17 protein-coding genes are annotated in these 21663 nt (G+C 55.3%); 11 read left to right on the top strand and 6 right to left on the bottom strand.

Features of this window, described 5'->3' with window-relative positions; genetic code table 11:
- Nucleotides 1-31: 31 nt before the first annotated feature.
- On the bottom strand, nucleotides 32-1189 hold the full coding sequence (locus ACL2XM_RS20790) for an ankyrin repeat domain-containing protein (RefSeq protein ID WP_413731537.1): 1158 nt from the start codon (nucleotides 1187-1189) through the stop codon (nucleotides 32-34).
- 658 nt (nucleotides 1190-1847) lie between these two features.
- On the bottom strand, nucleotides 1848-2165 hold the full coding sequence (gene metJ / locus ACL2XM_RS20785) for a met regulon transcriptional regulator MetJ (RefSeq protein ID WP_410012698.1): 318 nt from the start codon (nucleotides 2163-2165) through the stop codon (nucleotides 1848-1850).
- A 324-nt stretch (nucleotides 2166-2489) separates the two neighbouring features.
- On the opposite strand from metJ, the gene metB reads away from it, so the two are divergent.
- The 4 genes from metB to metF all read left to right on the top strand — a co-directional run bounded on the left by metB (nucleotide 2490) and on the right by metF (nucleotide 8605).
- Nucleotides 2490-3650, top strand: coding sequence for a cystathionine gamma-synthase (gene metB, locus ACL2XM_RS20780; RefSeq protein WP_410012697.1), 1161 nt, complete (start codon nucleotides 2490-2492; stop codon nucleotides 3648-3650).
- A 2-nt stretch (nucleotides 3651-3652) separates the two neighbouring features.
- Nucleotides 3653-6088 (top strand): bifunctional aspartate kinase/homoserine dehydrogenase II, encoded by a 2436-nt coding sequence (locus ACL2XM_RS20775; protein WP_410012696.1) that lies wholly within the window; start codon nucleotides 3653-3655, stop codon nucleotides 6086-6088.
- A gap of 227 nt (nucleotides 6089-6315) precedes the next feature.
- Nucleotides 6316-7503 (top strand): ankyrin repeat domain-containing protein, encoded by a 1188-nt coding sequence (locus tag ACL2XM_RS20770; RefSeq protein WP_413731535.1) that lies wholly within the window; start codon nucleotides 6316-6318, stop codon nucleotides 7501-7503.
- A 190-nt stretch (nucleotides 7504-7693) separates the two neighbouring features.
- Nucleotides 7694-8605, top strand: a complete 912-nt coding sequence (metF, locus tag ACL2XM_RS20765; RefSeq protein WP_413731534.1) for a methylenetetrahydrofolate reductase — start codon at nucleotides 7694-7696, stop codon at nucleotides 8603-8605.
- An 80-nt stretch (nucleotides 8606-8685) separates the two neighbouring features.
- Here the strand turns inward: metF and ppc are convergent, their stop codons facing one another.
- A complete protein-coding gene (ppc, locus tag ACL2XM_RS20760) occupies nucleotides 8686-11325 on the bottom strand; it encodes a phosphoenolpyruvate carboxylase (RefSeq protein ID WP_410012693.1) in 2640 nt (879 codons plus the stop codon).
- A gap of 256 nt (nucleotides 11326-11581) precedes the next feature.
- Nucleotides 11582-12733 carry an acetylornithine deacetylase gene (argE, locus tag ACL2XM_RS20755; protein WP_410012692.1) on the bottom strand — a complete coding sequence of 384 codons (1152 nt, stop codon included), beginning with the start codon at nucleotides 12731-12733 and terminating at the stop codon, nucleotides 11582-11584.
- 220 nt (nucleotides 12734-12953) lie between these two features.
- Between argE and argC the strand changes: the two genes are divergently transcribed.
- From argC to argH, 3 genes are all read left to right on the top strand, one after another.
- Nucleotides 12954-13958, top strand: a complete 1005-nt coding sequence (gene argC / locus ACL2XM_RS20750) for an N-acetyl-gamma-glutamyl-phosphate reductase (RefSeq protein ID WP_413721812.1) — start codon at nucleotides 12954-12956, stop codon at nucleotides 13956-13958.
- A gap of 23 nt (nucleotides 13959-13981) precedes the next feature.
- Complete coding sequence (gene argB / locus ACL2XM_RS20745) at nucleotides 13982-14758, top strand: acetylglutamate kinase (protein WP_413723526.1); 777 nt, start codon at nucleotides 13982-13984, stop codon at nucleotides 14756-14758.
- Between the two features lie 177 nt (nucleotides 14759-14935).
- Entirely contained in the window at nucleotides 14936-16309 is a 1374-nt protein-coding gene (gene argH / locus ACL2XM_RS20740; protein WP_413721813.1) for an argininosuccinate lyase, read from the top strand.
- A 3-nt stretch (nucleotides 16310-16312) separates the two neighbouring features.
- Here the strand turns inward: argH and ACL2XM_RS20735 are convergent, their stop codons facing one another.
- Nucleotides 16313-17050, bottom strand: a complete 738-nt coding sequence (locus ACL2XM_RS20735; protein ID WP_410012688.1) for a glutathione peroxidase — start codon at nucleotides 17048-17050, stop codon at nucleotides 16313-16315.
- Between the two features lie 149 nt (nucleotides 17051-17199).
- Between ACL2XM_RS20735 and oxyR the strand changes: the two genes are divergently transcribed.
- Nucleotides 17200-18117, top strand: a complete 918-nt coding sequence (gene oxyR, locus ACL2XM_RS20730; RefSeq protein WP_162367587.1) for a DNA-binding transcriptional regulator OxyR — start codon at nucleotides 17200-17202, stop codon at nucleotides 18115-18117.
- Here oxyR and sthA read toward each other — a convergent pair.
- On the bottom strand, nucleotides 18100-19500 hold the full coding sequence (gene sthA / locus ACL2XM_RS20725; RefSeq protein WP_410012687.1) for a Si-specific NAD(P)(+) transhydrogenase: 1401 nt from the start codon (nucleotides 19498-19500) through the stop codon (nucleotides 18100-18102). The genes oxyR and sthA overlap by 18 nt on opposite strands.
- 210 nt (nucleotides 19501-19710) lie before the next feature.
- Here sthA and fabR point away from each other — a divergent pair, with 210 nt between their 5' ends.
- From fabR to ACL2XM_RS20710, 3 genes are all read left to right on the top strand, one after another.
- Nucleotides 19711-20355: an HTH-type transcriptional repressor FabR gene (gene fabR, locus ACL2XM_RS20720; RefSeq protein ID WP_410012686.1), complete on the top strand. Its 645-nt coding sequence runs from the start codon at nucleotides 19711-19713 to the stop codon at nucleotides 20353-20355.
- Nucleotides 20356-20360: 5 nt separating this feature from the next.
- Entirely contained in the window at nucleotides 20361-20726 is a 366-nt protein-coding gene (locus ACL2XM_RS20715) for a YijD family membrane protein (RefSeq protein WP_413729104.1), read from the top strand.
- A 300-nt stretch (nucleotides 20727-21026) separates the two neighbouring features.
- On the top strand, nucleotides 21027-21545 hold the full coding sequence (locus ACL2XM_RS20710; protein WP_413731532.1) for a hypothetical protein: 519 nt from the start codon (nucleotides 21027-21029) through the stop codon (nucleotides 21543-21545).
- The last annotated feature ends 118 nt before the right edge of the window (nucleotides 21546-21663 follow it).

The raw sequence follows: 21663 nt of genomic DNA, 5'->3' as shown, positions 1-21663 counted from the left end.
AGCCCCCCGCAGAAAAGTGCCGCGCTGGTCGTTACCTTTCTTTCAGCAGCCTGGTAATGCCGCCTTCGCGCCGGATTAACGCATAGAATAATGCGTTGCAGCCATAATTATCCGTGGCTTTAATATCGATATCCGGCTCGTCAAGCAAACGTCTTATCGCCTTGGTATGACCATTGAGGACGGCGCAATGCAACGGGGTCCATCCGTCATTCTGGCGCCTGTTGATCTGGATATTGGGTTTGCGCAACAGAAGGTCCACCAAAACGGTATTGCCTTGGGCCGCGGCATAATGCAGCGCTGTCCAGCCTTCAGCCTGGGCGGAATTGATATCGATGTCCGGCAATGCAATCAAGCGGATAGCGATATCGGTGCGCAACAGGGCCAGCGCGCTTAGCAACGCCGTGTAGCCGAGGCTGTCGGCGCAATCAGCATTAATCCCGGGCGCGGACAGCAGCCGGTGAACGATGGGATCAAGGCCGTCCTTGGCCGCGAGTTGCAAGGGGGTACAGCCGTCGTTATCACAACGGTTCACATCAATGCCAGGGGTGGCCAGTAATTGTTGTATCGCCGTTATTTTCCCGACAAGCATGTCCTTTGCAACATCCGCCGGACCGAGAGTCATGGCGGCATAGTGCAGAGGGGTGGCACCGATATGATCGCCGGCGTTAACGTTAATCTCCCGCCTTGCCAGCAGTAACTCCAGCACGGCGACATGACCGAACGCGGCGGCGCAATGCAGCGCCGTTGAACCGAGATGGTTAACGGCGTGGATATTAACGCCGGGCTGGGCCAGCAGTTGCGCGCTGATAGCGTCATCATTGTTCAGGGCGACAAAATGCAGGGCGCTGAGTCTATTCCGATCGGCGGCATTGACGTCTATTTTCGGCAGCGCAAGCAGTTGTCTGACGATAACGGGATGATGATGCCGGATCGCCTCCATTAACAGCGTCCTGTCATTTTCTGCTTTAGTGAGCGTGGCGATATCCAAGGCCATGGCTTGGCAAAACGGCACTATTCGCGTATTTCCCTGGCAAACTTGGGCAAATATTTGCTGCGCCAGCGCAGTTTTTTCAATGCGCCGAAACGCAAAAAGCGCCTCGTCCCGGTCGATACCGCCCAATCTCATCACATTAAGCAAATCACCCAAGTCCAGGTTGCGGAAAATAGCGGCCTTTATTTCGGATGGCATGGCGGCGAAATCCGGCCCGGAAGGCGGAACGACATTTTTTATCTGGAGGATAGGGCGCGCAGCAAATGCCCGGGCCATGTCCACGCCTTGGCTATGCACGATCGCGCGCCCGGCGAGGGCTTGCGCCTTTTTCTTCACCCGGCCGCCGGGGCGAGACAGTGTTTCCGGCCATGACGTTACCGATTGTATTTTTTTGAGGAAGCGTTGAGGCAACGATATCTCCTGAGAATATGGCAAACGGCGTTGCGTCGAAAATAAGCAGATTGGCGCAGGGGCCCCGGAAATAGGTAAACAAAAAGGATGCATAATGTTAAGCCTATAGGATACAAGGATTTTTATGATAATGGTTACAACAGGGAAATCAGCTTATTTTATCGCGGCTATGCGACGATGGCGGCGTCCCCCGACAGGCACGCAGGGATGGGGTGAATTTATTTTTCTGATTTTGAAGGGCTTTTTTTCATTATTGCGGCCGGCTAGAGTTGGGCGGAGGGTAAAGGGAGCCGCTTATAATGTTAATGCCCGTCAGTTAACGACCAGCAGCGTGCAACGGCACAGGCATTTATGCCAGGCAACGGGGGACGCCGGCAACGATTGCCCGCGCGCGGATGGCGCTAGCGCGAAGCCTTCGCCACGCGCTATCTTTACCTGGACGGGGTTAGTATTCCCACGTGTCGGGATTGATGCCCATTTCGCGCATCAGCTCCTTGGCGGCTTCGGGAATTTCGTCGCTACGTTCTTTACGCAGGTCGTTATCGTCTGGCAGCGGCTGGCCGGTAAACGCATGCAGGAACGCCTCGCAAAGCAGTTCGCTATTGGTGGCATGCCGCAGGTTATTGACCTGGCGCCGGGTTCTTTCGTCGGTCAGGATTTTGAGAACCTTCAGCGGAATGGATACCGTAATTTTTTTTACCTGCTCGCTTTTTTTACCATGTTCAGCATAAGGGCTGACATACTCACCTTTCCATTCCGCCATGGGATACCTTAACTCTCATCAAATGAATATAATATGCTAAAAACGGGCAGATTATGCCGTAACTGTCTGTCTCTCACTACCGTATGCCCGCTTATTTTGCGATTTATCAACTTTTCCTATCACCCCGCCCTCGACCTGGCCTGGCGGCTGCGGTAAAAAGTCAGTTAGATTTTAACACTTAAAACCCGCATAATTTTAGCTGTTATTAATGCATTGCTCAATCTATACGCAAAGAAGTTTAGATGTCCAGATGTATTGACGTCTATCGCCGGGCGGTTTACTCTTTGACCTTCACTCTCACGCACACAGTCAGGATGCGAGTACATGACGCGTAAGCAGGCCACCATCGCAGTTCGCAGCGGGTTAAATAATGATGAACAGTTCGGCTGCGTCGTTCCCCCCATCACCCTTTCCAGCACCTATAACTTTACCGACTTCAATCAACCGCGCGTGCATGATTACTCGAGGCGCGGTAACCCGACCCGGGATGTGGTGCAGCGCGCGTTGGCGGAACTGGAGGGCGGCGCGGGCGCGGTGATGACCAGCAGCGGCATGTCGGCGATACATCTTGTCTGTACCGTATTCCTGCAACCCGGCGATCTGCTGGTGGCGCCGCATGATTGCTACGGCGGCAGCTATCGCCTGTTCGACAGTCTGAGCAAACGCGGCGCGTACCGGGTCAAATTTGTCGATCAGGGGGATGCGGGGGCGTTGCAGGCGGCGCTTGACGAAAAACCCAAGCTGGTACTGATCGAAACGCCCAGCAACCCGCTGCTGCGGGTGGTGGACATCACCGCTATATGCCAGGCCGCCCATCGGGCGGGCGCCCTGTGCGTGGTGGATAATACCTTTATGAGCCCGGCCCTGCAGCAGCCGCTGGCCCTGGGGGCCGATCTGGTGGTGCACTCCTGTACCAAATACCTTAACGGGCACTCCGACGTGGTGGCCGGCACGGTGATAGCCAAGGACGACGCGCTTGCCACCGAGCTTGCCTGGTGGGCCAATAACATCGGCGTGACCGGCGCCGCCTTCGATAGCTATCTTTTGTTGCGCGGCATCCGAACCCTGGCGCCGCGCATACGCCAGCAGCAAAGCAATGCCCTGGATATCGTTGCCTATTTGCAACAGCAGCCGCTGGTGAAAAAATTATATTACCCCGGCCTGCCGGACAATGCCGGTCATGAAATCGCCTGTCGCCAGCAAAAAGGGTTCGGCGCCATGCTCAGCTTTGAAGTGAACGGCGATGAATCCGTGCTGCGCCGCTTTTTAGCCAGCCTGGAATTATTTACCCTGGCGGAATCCCTTGGCGGCGTAGAGAGCCTGATTTCCCATGCCGCCACCATGACCCACGCGGGTATGGCGCCTGCGGCACGCGCTGCGGCCGGTATATCGGAAACATTATTGCGGGTGTCCGTCGGCATTGAAGACAGCGAAGATTTAATTGCCGATCTGGAACAGGCTTTCCAGGCGGCGGCGAAGAGGTAGTTATGAGTGCTCTGGGAACGACGGTACGCTTGGCCGGCAGGCAACTGCACAAGTTTGGCGGCAGTAGTCTGGCCGATGTGAAGTGTTACCAACGGGTCGCGGGCATTATGGCCGATTACAGCCAACCCGGTGATTTAATGGTGGTCTCCGCGGCGGGCTCCACCACCAACCAGCTGATCAGCTGGCTTAAGCTGAGCCAAACCGATCGCCTTTCCGCGCATCAGGTCCAGCAGACCCTGCGCCGCTACCAGCAGCAACTGTTCGCCGGCCTGCTGCCGCCCGACCTGGCGGATGCGATGATGACGGAATTTATCCGCGATCTGGAGCGTTTGGCGGTATTGCTGGACGGCGCGGTGACCGATAGCGTGTATGCGGAAGTGGTCGGCCACGGTGAAATCTGGTCGGCGCGTCTTATGGCGGCGGTACTCAACTGCCAGGATATCGAGGCGGTCTGGCTGGACGCGCGGGATTTCCTGCGCGCTGAATATGCCGCCCAGCCGCAGGTAGACGAAGGGCGTTCATGGCCCTTATTACAGCAGCTATTGACCCAATACCCCAGCCAACGTCTGGTGGTCACCGGCTTTATCTGCCGCAATCAGGCCGGGGAAACAGTATTGCTTGGGCGTAACGGCAGCGACTATTCCGCCACCCAAATCGGCGCGCTGGCCGGTGTGGCCAGGGTGACCATCTGGAGCGACGTGGCCGGAGTCTATAGCGCCGATCCGCGCAAGGTGAAAGACGCCTGCCTGCTGCCCCTACTGCGATTGGACGAAGCCAGCGAGCTGGCGCGCCTGGCGGCGCCGGTATTGCATACCCGCACCCTGCAGCCGGTATCCGGCAGCGATATCGATCTGTTATTGCGCTGCAGCTATCAGCCGGAACAGGGGTCTACACGTATCGAGCGGGTACTGGCTTCCGGCACCGGGGCGAAAATCGTCACCAGCCACGACGATGTCTGCCTGATCGAGCTGACCATTGCGCCGCAGCACGACTTTTCCCTGGCGCAGAAAGAACTCGACCAGGCGTTAAAGCGCGCGCAAATCAAGCCGCTGGCGGTAGGCGTCCATCGCGATCGGCGGCTGTTGCAGCTGTGCTATACCTCCGAACTGGTCCATAGCGTGTTCCAGACCCTGCAGCAGGCGGAGCTGCCGGGAGAGCTTAAGCTGCGCGCAGGACTGGCGCTGGTGGCGATGGTCGGCGCGGGGGTTACTAAAAACCCGCTGCACTGCCATCGTTTTTACCAACAGTTAAAATATCAGCCGGTGGAATTTTTCTGGCAGGCGGAGGACGGCATCAGCCTGGTGGCGGTATTGCGCGTCGGTCCCACCGAACATGTGGTGCAGGGATTGCACACCTCGTTGTTCCGCGCCGAAAAGCGCATCGGCCTGATCCTGTTCGGCAAAGGCAATATCGGCTCGCGCTGGCTGGAGTTGTTCGCCCGCGAGCAGGAAAGCCTGTCGGCGCGCACTGGTTTTGAGTTTATCCTCAGCGGCGTGGTGGACAGCCGGCGCAGCCTGCTCAGCTATGACGGGCTGAACGCCAGCCGGGCGCTGGCTTTCTTTCATGATGAGGCCGTCGAGCAGGAGCCGGAAGACCTGTTTTTATGGATGCGCGCCCATCCCTATGATGATTTGGTGGTGCTCGATGTCACCGCCAGCGAAGCGCTGGCCGGACAATATCTGGATTTCGCCAGCTATGGTTTTCACGTTATCAGCGCCAATAAGCTGGCGGGCGCCTCCAGCGGTGACAACTACCGCCAAATCCGCGACGCCTTTGCCAAAACCGGTCGTCATTGGTTATACAACGCCACCGTGGGCGCCGGCCTGCCGGTTAACCATACGGTGCGCGATCTGCGCGACAGCGGCGACAGCATCTTGTCCATAAGCGGCATTTTCTCCGGTACCCTTTCCTGGCTTTTTCTGCAATTCGACGGCACGGTGCCTTTTACCGATTTGGTGGAACAGGCCTGGCAGCAGGGGCTGACCGAACCCGATCCGCGGGTGGATTTATCCGGCCAGGACGTGATGCGCAAGCTGGTGATCCTGGCGCGCGAAGCGGGTTATGAAATCGAGCCGAACCACGTGCGGGTGGAATCGCTGGTATCGCCCGACAGCGTGCTCGGGTCGGTGGATCAGTTTTTTGAGGACGGCCATGCCCTTAATGAACAAATGGTCCAACGTCTGGAGGCGGCGAATGAGATGGGCCTGGTGCTGCGCTATGTGGCGCGTTTTGACGCCAACGGCAAGGCGCGGGTCGGGGTGGAGGCGGTACGTCCCGAGCACCCGCTGGCGTCGTTGCTGCCTTGCGATAACGTGTTCGCCATCGAAAGCCGCTGGTACCGCGATAACCCGTTGGTCATCCGTGGGCCGGGCGCGGGCCGGGATGTTACCGCCGGCGCCATCCAGTCGGATTTGAACCGGCTGGCGCAATTATTATAATGCCATTCACGGGCGGAGAAATCCGCCCGCTGCTACCTGTGTTTATCTCCCCCTCTATTGAGCAGAATTCGGTATCTGCTTAATTAAACGAAGTATAACCTTAGCTTTGAAAATTCATTAATTTTTTGTCTGCTTCTGAAATTTATCATATTGTGTATTTTACTTATTGCCGTAAATATAGCGGGTAATACCCATCGTCAGTAGATAATAAAAGGAGTTGTCAAAGGATGAATGGATGCCATCAATTGCAGGCCGAATCCCTTAGTATCATCAAGACTAATCTCAAACCTCTACAGCAACAGAACGACTGTATCCCGGGGCTGAAATCATGTGTTAGCATAAAAAATAACTGCATCGCGCTCTATTTTGATAGATTGCCCAAGGAGATTATCGGCGATATTTTGGGTAGGCTACCGGTGCCGGACTTGATCCGATTGTCACAGACGACGCCAGATTTCGAGGCGGAATCTCAACGTATTCTGAATTTATTACAGGAAAAGTCTAAATCGGAAATTTATTTTCAATTGGTCGCCAGTGGCGATGATAGTGCCTTGCGTACTCTTATCAAGCTGGGCCAGAACCTCGACCATAGCATTGATCATGAAACGGGTAATACGCTATTGCATGAAGCGGTGAATGCTAATCAACCTACAGTAATGGAAGCCCTTTTAGAGCCAGGAACGATAGATGTTAATACCAAAAATCTTACAGGATTCACGCCATTGCTGATGGCGGTAAAAAAGGAAGATATTGTTGCGGTTAATAAGCTGATCAATGCGCCTGGCATTAACATGAATATTAGTTATGATATCAGTGATAGAGGTATTTATGGTTTTGGAGAATATGATTTTGTATTCGCCCTCTCGCATAAATATAATTCAGGCGCCACCGCTCTCCATTTTGCCGTCGATGCCGGTAATGTTGAGGTGTTCGACGCTATATGTAAAAATGAAAACACGGATGTCAATATTGTTGACCAGAACGGTAACACTGCTTTAATGAAAGCAATTTTCAAGAAACAAAATGAAATGGTTCGCCGGTTGTTAAAAAGAAATGATATTATTCTGTGCCAGCAAGACCAACGGTGTCGCGAATTGCTGCATACCGCCGTGCTGGGCGGCAATGATGATATCTTGCCGGATCTGCTGGAAACCCTGGCCGATGTAAATATTGAGGACCGTCGGGGCGACACCGCTTTGCATATTGCGGTGATAAAAGGCGCCAAAGAAACAGTCGACAGATTACTTACTGCGTCAAAGATAAATATTGATGCCCGCAACCGCGGACTGTGGACACCGCAACAAATAGCGCATTCCGGAGGATTTGCCGATATTGTACGTTTATTAGAACAAAGACGACTGCGCGACCGGCGGCCTCGGACATCAGAATCGGTTGAACATCACAGCGGCGGATAAAGTGAATTTTTTTCATAATGCGTGAAGATTACTCCCCATCCTGCCAAATGATTTTGTTGACTCCACTAACGATTTCAGTCAAATTCTATTTAGCCGTCTAAACGTATAGACGCATAAAACAACCGATCGCAACGGACCACCACCGGCGTAGAGTGTTAGTGAACCATCACACGCGTTAAGAGGAAAAGGTATGAGTTTTTTTCACGCCAATCAGCGGGAAGCCCTGAACCAAAACCTGGCTGAATTACAGGGCAGCATTAATGTCTCGTTTGAGTTTTTCCCTCCGCGCACCAGTGATATGGAGCAAACCCTGTGGCATTCCATCGACCGGCTAAGCGCCCTCAAGCCCACCTTTGTCTCGGTGACCTACGGCGCCAATTCCGGCGAGCGCGACCGCACCCATAGCATTATCAAGGATATCAAGGAGCGCACCGGCCTGGAGGCCGCGCCCCACCTGACCTGTATCGACGCCACCCCGGACGAGCTGAAAAAAATCGCCGAGGATTACTGGCATAGCGGTATCCGTCATATCGTGGCGCTGCGCGGGGATTTACCCCCCGGCAGCGGGGCGCCAGCCATGTATGCCGCCGATCTGGTGACATTGCTGAAAAAAGTCGGCGATTTTGATATCTCCGTGGCCGCGTATCCAGAAGTACACCCGGAAGCGAAAAGCGCGCAATCGGATTTGATTAACCTGAAAAAGAAAGTGGACGCGGGCGCCAACCGGGCGATTACCCAATTCTTTTTTGATGTGGAAAGTTACCTGCGCTTTCGCGATCGCTGCGTGGCGACCGGGATTGATACCGAAATTGTGCCCGGTATCCTGCCGGTCTCCAATTTTAAGCAGTTGCAGCGTTTTGCCGCCATGACCAATGTCAAGGTCCCTAACTGGATGACCAGTATGTTCGAAGGACTGGACGACGATGCCGAGACGCGCAAAATGGTCGGCGCGTCCATTGCCATGGACATGGTGAAAATCCTCAGCCGGGAAGGGGTGAAGGATTTTCATTTTTATACCCTCAATCGCGCCGATTTAACCTATGCCATCTGCCATACCCTGGGTGTGCGGCCGCAGATAGCCACCGCCCCGTCCGCGCGTTAAAAAGCATCTTCACCCGGCAATCATAAAAAAACCGGACCATAACAGGTCCGGCTTCAGGGTATAGAGATCAAGGTTTCACATTAACCGGTATTACGCATTCCCGCCGCCACGCCGGCAATGGTCACCATCAGCGCCTGCTCGACCCGTGGGTCGGGGTGTTCCTGCTGGCGCGAGCGATGCAACAATTCAGCCTGCAGTACATTCAGCGGGTCGGTATAAACATTGCGCAGCGCGATGGACTCCGCAATCCACGGCAGATCGGCCATTAAATGATCGTCGTTGGCAATGGTCAGCACCACGTTAATGTCGTCCGCCAATTGCTTGCGCAGCTGTTTACCCAGCGGCCAGAGCTTTTCTTCCACCAGGCGCTGATCGTAATATTCCGCCAGCCACAGGTCGGCCTTGGCGAACACCATTTCCAGCATGCCGATGCGGGTGGAGAAAAACGGCCAATCGCTGCACATGGCTTCCAGCTGATCTTGTTTGCCTTCTTCCACCGCTTTTTGCAGCGCCGCGCCGGCGCCCAGCCACGCGGGCAGCATCAGGCGATTTTGCGTCCAGGCAAAAATCCACGGAATGGCGCGCAGGCTCTCAACGCCGCCGGAGGGACGCCGTTTGGCAGGACGCGAGCCCAGGGGCAGTTTACCCAGTTCCTGCTCCGGCGTAGCCGAACGGAAGTAAGGTACAAAATCGGGGTTTTCACGCACGTAGCCGCGATACATATTGCATGAGGTGGTTGAAAGGTCGTCCATCAGGGCGCGCCATTCCTGCTTCGGTTCCGGCGGCGGCAGCAGGTTGGCTTCGAGGATCGCACCGGTGTACAGCGCCAGGCTGCTGATGGCCACTTCCGGCAGGCCGAATTTAAAGCGGATCATTTCGCCTTGTTCGGTCACCCGCAGGCCGCCCTTCAGGCTGCCCGGGGGTTGCGACAGCAGGGCCGCGTGGGCCGGCGCGCCGCCACGGCCAATAGAACCGCCGCGGCCGTGGAACAGCGTCAGGGCGATGCCCACTTTTTCGCAGGTTTTGATTAACGCGTCCTGCGCGCGGTATTGCGCCCATGAGGCCGCCATGACCCCCGCATCCTTGGCCGAATCCGAATAGCCAATCATGACCATCTGTTTGCCCTGGATAATGCCGCGGTACCAGTCAATGCTGAGCAGCTGGCTCATCACCTCATCGGCATTATTCAAATCGTCCAGGGTTTCAAACAGCGGCGCCACCGGCAGGATAAACTGGCAGCCGGCTTCCTTAAGCAGCAAATGTACCGCCAGCACATCGGAGGGCGTCTTGGCCATGGAGATGACATAGGCGGCAATGGAGCCTTCCGGCGCGTCGGCGATCACCCGGCAGGTATCGAGCACCTCGCGGGTTTCGTCGCTGAGCTGGTAATGACGGGGCAACAGCGGGCGTTTGGAGTTCAATTCGCGGATCAGAAACGCCTGTTTATCGCTTTCAGACCAGCTTTCGTAATCCCCCAGCCCCAGGTAGCGGGTGACTTCGCTTAACGCTTCCGTGTGACGCGTGCTTTCCTGGCGCACGTCGATACGCACCAGCTGGATGCCGAAGCACTTGATACGCCGTAGGGTATCCAGCAACTGGCCGCTGGCAATAATGCCCATGCCGCAGGCTTTCAGCGATTCGTAACAGGCAAACAAGGGCGCCCAAAGCTGATCGTTGTGCTCCAGCAGATCTTCCGGCGGCAGCACCAGCTCGCCCCTGAGTTTCGCCGACAGCCAGTTCTGGGTGCCGATCAATTGGGCGCGCAACCGCTTCATGATGACCCGATAAGGTTCCTGGATTTCGTCGCCGCCGGCCAATGCCCGTAGCTCCGGCGTGCATTCCGTCATCGACAGCTCGGAGACCAGTACCTGAATGTCGCGGATAAACAGATCGGCGGCTTTCCAGCGGCTTAACAACAACACGCGCCGGGTGATATCGGCGGTGACGTTGGGGTTGCCGTCCCGATCGCCGCCCATCCAGGAGGTAAATCGCACCGGCACGTTCTCCACCGGCAGTTTATAACCGAACACCGTTTCCAGCTGTTCGTTCAGTTCGCGCAAATACTGCGGCACGCCTTCCCACAGGCTGTTTTCCACATTGGCGAAACCCCATTTTGCCTCGTCCACCGGCGATGGACGGTTTTTGCGTATCTCGTCCGTATGCCAGTATTGCGACACCAGCTGGCGCAGACGCCGCATAATCTGTTTACGCTCATAGTCCGCCAGATCGCTGTGATCCAGCTGTTTCAGGCAGCTGTTGACTTCAACCATCATATGGATCAGGGTGCGGCGGGCAATTTCGGTGGGATGGGCGGTTAATACCAGTTCGATTGACAGTGACTCCACCGCGGCGCGAATATCTTTATCATCCAGCGCGTTATTCTCTTTCAGACGGGCAAAGACCTTACCCAGGCCTTCCGGGTTATTCGCCGCCTCGCCGTGGGGGGAAATGACGTGGAACTGTTCCGCGGTATTGGTCAGGTTCAAAAACTGACTGAAGGCGCGTGCCACGGGCAGCAACTCGTCATTGGATAAGTTCTGTAAAGTGGAAAGCAGTTCCTGGCGATGGGTTTCGCTACCCGCACGGGAGGACTTTGACAGCTTGCGGATGGTCTCTACCTTATCCAGGATATTCTCGCCCATCGCATCTTTTATGGTGTCGCCCAGAAGTTTCCCGAGCATACTAACGTTGCTTCGCATTGCCGAATATTGTTCGTTCATAAGGACCCTGATCCAACTCACCTGAAAATTTATTTCACCCGAATGACGTAAATCACCCACCGTTATCTAGCCATGTATCCATTCATTCGTCAAATGACATCAATTCACGCCATATAACATTAAAATCGCGTCAATTCTTGAAAGTTAACAACATGTAATGATTATAAGAAATACTTATCGCCATAAACCTGGCCGCGCCTTTCATACGGGGCCAGGCGCGCGAAGTCTGGGGCAAAGGACAAAAAGTCAGCGATGATCATTGCAGGCAGAAATGTCGTATCACTTGGGAAATTAATTCCCGCGTCGGTTTAATAAAGGCGGTATCAATATATTCGTCGGGCTGATGCGCCTGTTTTATCGATCCCGGGCCCAAGACGAGAGTGGGGCACAGCTGCTGGATAAACGGCGCTTCGGTACAATAATTGACCACATCGGTTTTGACGCCCAGCAACGTCTCCACCACTGCCACCAGACGATGGTCCGCCGGGCATTCATAACCGGGGATGGGCGGATGCAGGGCGGTAATGGTTAACCGTCCCGGCCAGCGCGCGCTTACCGGCGCCAGGGCCTCGGTCAATAACCCGTCCAGGTCGCCGAGCGTCAGGCCGGGCAACGGGCGGATATCCATATGCAGCTCGCAGCAGCCGCAAATGCGATTGGCGGAATCACCGCCGTGGATGTGGCCGAAATTCATGGTGGGGTAGGGGATGTCGAAGGCCGGGTGATGGTAACGTTCCTGCAACGTATTGCGTAGTATCATCAGGTGGGAAATGGCCTCGTGCATCAGTTCGATAGCGTTAACGCCCAGGCTCGGGTCGCTGGAGTGGCCTGATTGGCCCTGGATACGCACCGCATTGGAAATATGGCCTTTATGGGCGCGCACCGGCTGCAGCGAGGTCGGTTCGCCGATAATGGCGCAATCCGGGCGCAGCTCGCTGGACTGGGCGAAATAGCTGGCTCCCGCCATACTGGTTTCCTCATCGGCGGTGGCGAGGATATATAATGGCTTTTGCAGCTTGCTGGTATCGATATCGCGCAGCGTGTCGAGGATAAAGGCAAAAAAGCCTTTCATATCGGCGGTGCCCAGGCCATACAGCTTATTATTGTCTTCGGTCAGGGTAAAGGGATCGCGTGTCCAGCGTCCGTCGTCAAACGGGACGGTATCGGTGTGCCCCGTCAGCAGCAGGCCGCCGGCGCCGCTGCCGATACGGGCCAGCATATTATATTTGTTGCGCGTGCCCGGCACCGGCTGGATTTCGACCTGGAAACCCAGCGTCGTGAACCACCCCGCCAGCAAATTGATTAAGGTCTGATTACTTTGATCCAGGGCGCTGTCGGTGGCACTGATGGACGGCGTGGCGATCAGGGCGCGGTACAACTCCATAAACGGGGGTAATTTTGTCTTCACTGTTGACAGCCTTTAGTTTGGATAGTATCAATATTCATGCAATAATAGTGAATAAAAATACACTAACGTTGAGCGTAAAGTAAACGGATACTTACCAGACTACTACGCTTGACCTCGCGGGTGAACAGCGAATAGTTGCTTAAGCGACGACTTAGGCGACAAAGAGTTGCTGGAGATCCCTTCTCGTCGTGATAGCAAATCAAGAAGGTGAACAAAAGTCATGCTGAATACGCTGATTGTTGGTGCCAGCGGATACGCCGGAGCTGAGCTTGCGGCCTATCTCAACCGTCACCCGCATATGAACATAACCGCTTTGGCGGTTTCAGCGCAAAGTGCGGATGCCGGGAAATTACTGTCCGAACTGCATCCCCAGCTTAAGGGAGTGGTCGATTTACCACTGCTGCCCCTGACCGACGCCGCTGAACTGGCGAAAACGGTGGATGTGGTGTTTCTCGCCACCGCCCATGAGGTCAGCCACGATCTAGCGCCGGTATTCCTGGCCGCCGGCTGCGTGGTGTTCGACCTCTCCGGCGCGTTCCGCGTCAATCAGGCATCGTTCTACAGCCAGTATTATGGTTTTGAACACCAGCATGCCGACTGGCTGGCGAAGGCGGTCTACGGCCTGGCGGAATGGCAGGGCGAGGCGTTGCAGCAGGCCCAGCTGATTGCCGTGCCGGGCTGCTATCCCACCGCGTCCCAGCTGGCGCTCAAGCCGCTGGTCGACGGCGGTCTGCTTAACGGCGCCCAGTGGCCGGTGATCAACGCCGTCAGCGGCGTCAGCGGCGCTGGCCGGAAAGCGTCGCTTGCCACCAGCGTCTGCGAGGTCAGTCTGCAACCCTACGGCATATTTACCCATCGCCACCAGCCGGAAATCGCCGCCCATCTTGGCATCCCGGTGATATTTACCCCCCATTTAGGCAATTTTGCCCGCGGTATCCTGGCCACCATCACCTGCCGCTTAAACGCGGGCGTGACGGCGGGCGATGTGGCCGAATCCTATCATAACGCCTATCACGATAAACCCCTGGTACGGTTGTATGAGAAAGGCGTGCCGGCGCTGAAGGCGGTAGTGGGACTGCCGTTTTGCGATATTGGCTTCGCGGTGCAGGGCGAGCATTTAATCGTGGTGGCCACCGAAGATAATTTATTAAAAGGAGCGGCCGCGCAGGCAGTACAATGCGCTAATATCCGCTTTGGTTTTGCACAAACGCAGGCGCTGCTGTAACGGCTGGCGACGAGGTAATAAAAATAATGAATCCGTTAATTATAAAACTGGGTGGCGTGTTACTCGATAGCGAAGAGGCGCTGGAGCGTTTATTTTCGGCGCTGGACAGCTATCGCGCGCAGCATCAACGCCCGTTGCTGATTGTCCATGGCGGCGGTTGCCTGGTGGACGAGCTGATGAAAAAACTGGCGCTGCCGGTGACCAAGGTCAACGGCCTGCGGGTTACGCCGGCGGACCAGATTGATATCATCACCGGCGCGCTGGCCGGCACGGCCAATAAGACCCTGCTGGCCTGGTCAAAAAAACATGCCATCCCGGCGGTCGGGTTATGCCTGGGCGACGGCAATAGCGTCGATGTTACAACGCTTGATGAGAAACTCGGCCATGTCGGCAAGGCGCAGCCGGGTTCGCCGGCGTTGTTAAATACCTTGCTTGGCGCCGGTTACCTGCCGGTTATCAGCTCTATCGGCATTACCGCCGACGGCCGGCTGATGAACGTCAATGCGGACCAGGCCGCCACCGCGCTGGCCGCCACCCTGGGGGCCGATCTGATCTTATTGTCCGATGTCAGCGGCATTCTCGACGGCAAAGGCCAGCGCATTGCCGAAATGACCGCCCATAAAGCGGAGCAGCTGATAGCGCAGGGGATCATTACCGACGGCATGATTGTAAAAGTCAACGCGGCGCTGGATGCGGCCCGCACGCTGGGCCGTCCGGTGGACATCGCCGGCTGGCGGCATGCGGAGCAACTGCCGGCGTTGTTTAACGGCGAGCCCATCGGCACGCGCATCCTGGCCTGACGTTGCCGGCGGGATACCGGCTGGGTAAGATAACATGCGCGGCCGCATGGCTATCCGGGGGGCCTGGCGCAGGTTCAGCAGCATTTCCATGGGAGCGCCGTTTCCGGCGTCCCCTCATCATTCGGCATGGGCGCGCGGCGGCGAGCGCGCCGGCAAAAAAAATAATGGAGCACGGTTATGGCACTTTGGGGCGGACGGTTCAGCCAGGCGGCGGATCAGCGGTTTAAATCATTTAACGACTCGCTGCGCTTTGATTACCGGCTGGCGGAGCAGGATATTATCGGCTCGGTGGCCTGGTCGAAAGCGCTGGTTACCGTCGGTGTGCTGACGGCGGAGGAACAGCTGCGCCTGGAGGAAGCCCTGTCTTTTCTTCTGGAGGAAGTGAGTGCCGCGCCCGAGTCCATCCTTGCCAGCGACGCCGAGGATATTCATAGCTGGGTGGAGCAGCGCCTGATTGAAAAAGTCGGCGACCTGGGCAAAAAACTGCATACCGGCCGCAGCCGCAACGATCAGGTGGCCACCGATCTGAAGCTGTGGTGCAAGATGCAACTGTCCGAGCTGCTGGCCGCCGTGCGCCAGTTGCAAACCGCGCTGGTCGCCACCGCCGAGGTCAACCAGGACGCGGTGATGCCTGGTTATACGCATTTGCAGCGCGCCCAGCCGGTCACCTTTGCCCATTGGTGCCTGGCCTATGGCGAAATGCTGGCGCGCGATGAAAGCCGCCTGCGGGACACCCTAAAACGTCTTGACGTCAGCCCGCTGGGTTCCGGGGCGCTGGCCGGCACCGCTTACGCCATCGATCGCGACCAGTTGGCCGGCTGGCTGGGTTTTGCCACGGCAACGCGAAATAGCCTTGATAGCGTGTCCGATCGTGACCATGTGCTGGAGTTGCTGTCCAATGCCGCCATCAGCATGGTCCATCTCTCGCGTTTTGCCGAAGACCTGATTCTGTTCAACAGCGGCGAGGCGGCGTTTATCGAATTGTCCGATCGGGTCACTTCCGGCTCGTCCCTGATGCCGCAAAAGAAAAATCCCGATGCGCTGGAGCTTATCCGCGGCAAGTGCGGCCGGGTCCAGGGGGCGCTTACCGGCATGATGGTGACCCTGAAAGGGCTGCCGCTGGCGTATAACAAGGATATGCAGGAAGACAAGGAGGGCCTGTTCGATGCGCTGGATACCTGGCTGGATTGCCTGCATATGGCCGCGCTGGTGCTGGAAGGGCTACAGGTGAAGCGTGCGCGTTGCCGCGAGGCGGCGCAGCAGGGCTATGCCAATGCCACCGAACTGGCCGATTACCTGGTCGCCAAGGGCATCCCGTTTCGCGAGGCGCATCATATCGTCGGCGAGGCGGTAGTCGAGGCCATCGGCCAGGGCAAAGCCCTGGAAGCGCTGGAGCTGGCTGAATTGCAGGCGTTCAGCCCGGTTATTGGCGAGGATGTTTATCCGGCCCTGTCGCTGCAATCGTGCCTGGACAAACGCTCGGCAAAAGGCGGCGTGTCGCCGCAGCAGGTGGCGGCCGCCATTGCCGAGGCGAAAAACCGTTTGGCGTAGCTGTCAGGCCGGTTGCAGTAAAAACGCTTCCAGCTCTTCGCTGCCGCCGATATGGCGCCCGCCGATAAACACCTGCGGCACGGTGGAACGGCCGGTTACCGCGCGCAGACTGACGGTGGTGGCGTCTTTACCCAATGAGATTTCTTCATACTGGATTCCGTTGTCGCGCAGCATCTGCTTGGCTTTGGCGCAGAACGGACAGCCTGGTTTGGTAAACAGCGAAACGGACTCCTGGACTTTGCATTCCGGCGCCAGGTAACACAGCATGGTATCGGCGTCGGAAACTTCGAACGGGTCGCCCGGTTTGTTCGGTTCAACAAACATTTTTTCCACCACGCCGTCGCGTACCAGCATCGAATAACGCCATGAGCGCGGGCCGAATCCCAGCTCGGCTTTTTCCACCAGCATGCCCATGCCCTGGGTAAATTCACCGTTGCCGTCGGGGATAAAGGTAATATGTTCGGCGTTTTGGTCGGCTTGCCAGGCGTTCATGACAAACGTATCGTTAACCGAAATACAGACGATGCTGTCCACGCCGTGCTTGTGGAATAACCCGGCCAGCTCATTGTAGCGCGGTAAATGGCTGGAGGAGCAGGTAGGCGTAAAGGCGCCCGGCAGTGAAAATACGATAACCGTTTTATGCTTGAACAGTTCGTCGGAAGAGATATCGACCCAGTTGTCATCCTTACGGGTGTGGAAAGTAACCGATGGGACTTTCTTGCCTTCATGACTACTAAACATTGAAGAACCTCTTAACAGAAAAGAAAAAAGTGACTTTAACAGCTTGTCATACTGCGCGGGAATTATTATTAAGATTAACTATTGATAGGGATAATCGTTGATTGCTATCCTATCTATCGACGCGAACTATCGCGGCACGGAGGATGTTAATGAATATTCGCGATCTTGAGTATTTGGTGGCCCTGGCCGAGCACCGTCATTTCCGACGGGCGGCCGATGCCAGTCATGTCAGCCAGCCCACCCTAAGCGGCCAGATTCGTAAGCTGGAAGACGAACTGGGCGTGATGCTGCTGGAGCGCACCAGCCGTAAGGTCCTGTTCACCCAGGCCGGGCTGCTGCTGGTGGATCAGGCCCGCACGGTCCTGCGCGAAGTGAAAATACTGCGCGAGATGGCCAGCCAGCAGGGGGAGTCCATGTCCGGCCCATTGCATATCGGCCTGATCCCTACCGTCGGCCCCTATTTACTGCCGCATATTATCCCCACCCTGCATGAGACCTACCCGAAGCTGGAAATGTACCTGCACGAGGCCCAGACCAGTCAACTGCTGCTGCAACTGGACAGCGGCAAACTCGATTGCGCCATCCTGGCCTTGGTAAAAGAGAGCGAAGCTTTTATCGAAATCCCGTTATTCGATGAACCAATGCAACTGGCTGTTTATGCCGATCATCCCTGGGCGGACCGTGAACGTGTGCCGATGTCGGATTTATCGGGGGAGAAGCTGTTGATGCTGGAAGACGGCCATTGCCTGCGCGATCAGGCGCTGGGCTTCTGCTTCCAGGCCGGCGCCGACGAGGATACGCATTTTCGCGCCACCAGCCTGGAAACCCTGCGCAACATGGTGGCGGCCGGCAGCGGCATTACCTTGCTGCCCGCATTGGCGGTGCCTAATGAGCGTAAGCGTGACGGCGTCTGTTATATGAAATGCTATAAACCCGAGCCGAAACGCACCGTGGCGTTGGTCTACCGGCCCGGCTCACCGCTGCGCGCCCGCTATGAGCAGTTGGCCGAGTCGATACGCACCCATATGCAGGCCTATATGGGTACCGACTTAAAAGAGGCGGTTTAAGCCGTTCAGCGCCGCCACACGGAAGGCTTCCGCCATGGTGGGATAGTTGAAGGTGGTATTAACGAAATAATCGATAGTATTGCCTTCGCCTTTTTGCTCCATGATGGCCTGGCCGATATGGATGATCTCCGCGGCGCGCTCGCCAAAGCAGTGGATGCCGAGTATCTGCCGGGTATCACGGTGAAAAAGGATTTTCAGGCTGCCGACATTCATGCCGACAATCTGCGCGCGCGCCAGATGCTTGAACTGCGCCCGTCCCACTTCGTACGGCACCTTCAGCAGCGTTAATTCCTGTTCGGTTTTACCCACCGAGCTGATTTCGGGAATGGTATAGATACCGGTGGGTATATTTTCAATCAGCTGCACATTGGCCTGGCCCTTGATGATCACCTGTGCGGCGATTCGCCCCTGGTCATAAGCGGCCGAGGCAAGGCTTGGGTAGCCGATAACATCGCCGACGGCGTAAATATGCGTCAGGGCGGTCTGGTACATGCTGTTGACTTTAATCAGCCCCCGGCTGTCCGCCTCCAGTCCCACGTTGCCAAGGGACAGCGAATCGGTATTGCCGGTGCGCCCATTGGCATACAGCAGGCAGTCCGCGCGCATCCTTTTGCCGGAACGGAAGTGGACTTCCACGCCATTCTCGGTGCCTTCGATTTTTTCATATTCTTCGTTATGGCGGATAACCACGCCGTTTTCCCAAAAATGGTATGACAGCGCGTCCGACATTTCCTGGTCGAGAAAGGCCAACAGCCTGTCGCGCGTATTGATCAGATCCACCTTGACGTTCATGCCGCGAAAGATTGATGCATATTCACAGCCGATCACGCCGGCGCCATAAATAATCACATGCTGCGGATCGTGCTTTAAATCCAGGATGGAATCGCTGTCATAAATGCGCGGATGGGTGAAATCGACATCGTTGGGATGATACGGACGGGAACCACAGGCGATAACGATATGCGCCGCGCTGAAATGCTCGGCGGTATTATCCGGATACTGGACCTTGACGGTATGGGCATCCACAAAAGTTGCGTCGCCGGTAATAATCCGGCACTGATTACGTTCATAAAATCCCTGGCGCATCCGGATCTGCTGTTTTATCACGCTATCGGCGTGATGCAGGATATCGGCGAAGCTGGCGCGCGGCAGATGTTGACTACCGTTATACAGCGGATTCTGGTTAAATTCGATAATCCGGCTAACCGCCTGGCGCAGCGCCTTGGAGGGAATGGTCCCCCAATGGGTACAGCCGCCGCCGACGCTGTTATAGCGTTCGATAACCGCGACGCGGGCGCCCTGTTTCGTCAGTCCCATGGCGGCGCCTTCCCCACCCGGGCCTGAACCAATGATAATGGCATCGTAATCGTACTGTGGTTGCATACCGGCTTAGCCTATATTTATACAAAATCACAACGTCAATGTAACATTGTAGACGGGAGATCCCAATCTTAACGGCCTTTTTTCTTGGTCTATGGCACCGGCGCCTACGGCGAACAACATTACGTCAAAATTCGCAGTTTGTATCAACGCTGTTGCAACAAATTTTGATATAGTGGCATTTTTACCGGTAATGTGGGGCAGGTCAGGACTATGGGCGTCAGAGCGCAACAAAAAGAGCGGACCCGTCGTTCCCTTGTCGAAGCGGCCTTTAGCCAGTTAAGCGCCGAGCGTAGTTTTGCCAGCCTGAGCCTGCGCGAAGTAGCCCGTGAAGCCGGCATTGCGCCCACCTCGTTCTATCGCCACTTTCGCGATGTCGATGAACTGGGCCTGACCATGGTGGACGAAAGCGGCCTGATGCTGCGCCAACTGATGCGCCAGGCGCGCCAGCGTATCGCTAAAGGCGGCAGCGTTATCCGTACGTCGGTGGCCACGTTTATGGAGTTTATCGGCAATAACCCTAACGCCTTTCGCCTGTTGCTACGCGAGCGATCCGGCACTTCGGCGGCGTTTCGCGCCGCCGTCGCCCGGGAAATACAGCATTTTATCGCGGAGTTGGCCGATTACCTCGAGCTGGAAAACCATATGCCGCGCAGCTTCACCGAAGCCCAGGCCGAGGCCATGGTTATCATTGTCTTTAACGCCGGCGCGGAAGCGCTGGATGTGGACGTCAATCAGCGCAGGCTGCTGGAAGAGAGGCTGGTCCTTCAGTTGCGCATGATTTCGAAGGGCGCGTTTTACTGGTATCGCCGGGAACAGGAAAAGTCGACCGCCCTCTCTTTTGACGCAAGCAGGTAGATAATATGACGACACGACCCCTGGGTGAAAAAGGCACGCTCCTATTGGCGCTGATTGCCGGTTTATCCATTAACGGCTCCTTCGCGGCCCTGTTCAGCACTATTGTGCCTTTTTCCATCTTCCCGCTGATTTCGCTGGTGCTGTCGGTATACTGCCTGCACCATCATTATCGCGACTGCGCCATGCCGGAGGGTTATCCTTCCCTGGCGGCGGCAAGCTTCCTGCTGGGCCTGTTGATGTACAGTGCTATTATCCGGGTGGAATACCCGGTTATCGGCTCAAATTTTATTCCAGCCATCCTGATGGTGGTCCTGGTATTCTGGATTGGGCGCAAATTGAAACGGCTAGACAAAATCCAACGGGATTCATAAATTTCTTGAGCCTGGATTATTAAACAATAGCCAATACTGAACGCGAAGACCGCATCTGCTATTTTTAAATGACGTATAATCCGTCGTTTTACAAAATGAACTCCGCTATGCTCAAAGGTTGCTAATTTATCAAAGAGAAAAGTATAATTGTTAATTTTTTTGAATGCTATACAAAAATTTTCATTAAGATATTCTCTCCTGTTGTTTTTTATGTATTTATAGTAAAGTTTTTTTCCTGCGGTTAGCCTTGTAAAATATAAGCAAATGAAGTTTTACTTCAAGTAAAATAGGGTGTTAATTATGTGTAATTCTAATTTCTCCAACATAAATATTAGTAATACAATAATACATGACAATTTTTTTTATATTTCATCGGATGATGAGACTGACGATGAGTTTTCTGCGCGCCCCCTGTTTTCCCAGCCATTAGTCCAGATCAACAATGCTGTAATGACGCTACCTAAAATTTGCTATAAAGCAGGGGTTGCCCTGTCCACGGCGCTGTCGGCAAATAGCTATTTCCGAGGAATTTCTATTGTGACCAACCGAAATGAAGCACCCCCTATGGGTTCTACCAGCTTGCAGATATATGATCCGCAGTATAATATTTTCAACTATAAGCTATGTATGGGTATCATGGCGGCTTGTTTTGTCGCTGGGTTTACGCTCGGTAATATAAACTCGTTAATTAATAAGTTATTTAATTTTAATCGTATTGCTAGAGTTCCATTAGCTATGTACTGTATAGTCGCCTTATTCTATTTCTCTCTAGGCTTGTTATGGTACCCTCACTTTTCAAGTGCGCTTAATTATCTGTGATTCTTAAAAAGGCCTATGGCGGGGGGTATTCTTATGATGATAGGTAGAAATATCAGCCTTCAGTTTATCTTCGGATCGATTTTATGTAATAGAAAATTAGTTAGTATTGATAGGAGTT

Source organism: Sodalis sp. RH20, assembly GCF_047324205.1.
Taxonomy (GTDB): Bacteria; Pseudomonadota; Gammaproteobacteria; order Enterobacterales; family Enterobacteriaceae; genus Acerihabitans.
This window is presented reverse-complemented; position numbering and strand designations above follow the sequence as displayed.

Bases quoted from the DNA above. Each gene is read 5' to 3' on its own strand.
- ACL2XM_RS20790 (WP_413731537.1), bottom strand. From the start codon at position 1,189: ATGCCATCCGAAATAAAGGCCGCTATTTTCCGCAACCTGGACTTGGGT.
- metJ (WP_410012698.1), bottom strand. From the start codon at position 2,165: ATGGCGGAATGGAAAGGTGAGTATGTCAGCCCTTATGCTGAACATGGT.
- metB (WP_410012697.1), top strand. From the start codon at position 2,490: ATGACGCGTAAGCAGGCCACCATCGCAGTTCGCAGCGGGTTAAATAAT.
- ACL2XM_RS20775 (WP_410012696.1), top strand. From the start codon at position 3,653: ATGAGTGCTCTGGGAACGACGGTACGCTTGGCCGGCAGGCAACTGCAC.
- ACL2XM_RS20770 (WP_413731535.1), top strand. From the start codon at position 6,316: ATGAATGGATGCCATCAATTGCAGGCCGAATCCCTTAGTATCATCAAG.
- metF (WP_413731534.1), top strand. From the start codon at position 7,694: ATGAGTTTTTTTCACGCCAATCAGCGGGAAGCCCTGAACCAAAACCTG.
- ppc (WP_410012693.1), bottom strand. From the start codon at position 11,325: ATGAACGAACAATATTCGGCAATGCGAAGCAACGTTAGTATGCTCGGG.
- argC (WP_413721812.1), top strand. From the start codon at position 12,954: ATGCTGAATACGCTGATTGTTGGTGCCAGCGGATACGCCGGAGCTGAG.
- argH (WP_413721813.1), top strand. From the start codon at position 14,936: ATGGCACTTTGGGGCGGACGGTTCAGCCAGGCGGCGGATCAGCGGTTT.
- ACL2XM_RS20735 (WP_410012688.1), bottom strand. From the start codon at position 17,050: ATGTTTAGTAGTCATGAAGGCAAGAAAGTCCCATCGGTTACTTTCCAC.
- oxyR (WP_162367587.1), top strand. From the start codon at position 17,200: ATGAATATTCGCGATCTTGAGTATTTGGTGGCCCTGGCCGAGCACCGT.
- sthA (WP_410012687.1), bottom strand. From the start codon at position 19,500: ATGCAACCACAGTACGATTACGATGCCATTATCATTGGTTCAGGCCCG.
- fabR (WP_410012686.1), top strand. From the start codon at position 19,711: ATGGGCGTCAGAGCGCAACAAAAAGAGCGGACCCGTCGTTCCCTTGTC.
- ACL2XM_RS20715 (WP_413729104.1), top strand. From the start codon at position 20,361: ATGACGACACGACCCCTGGGTGAAAAAGGCACGCTCCTATTGGCGCTG.
- ACL2XM_RS20710 (WP_413731532.1), top strand. From the start codon at position 21,027: ATGTGTAATTCTAATTTCTCCAACATAAATATTAGTAATACAATAATA.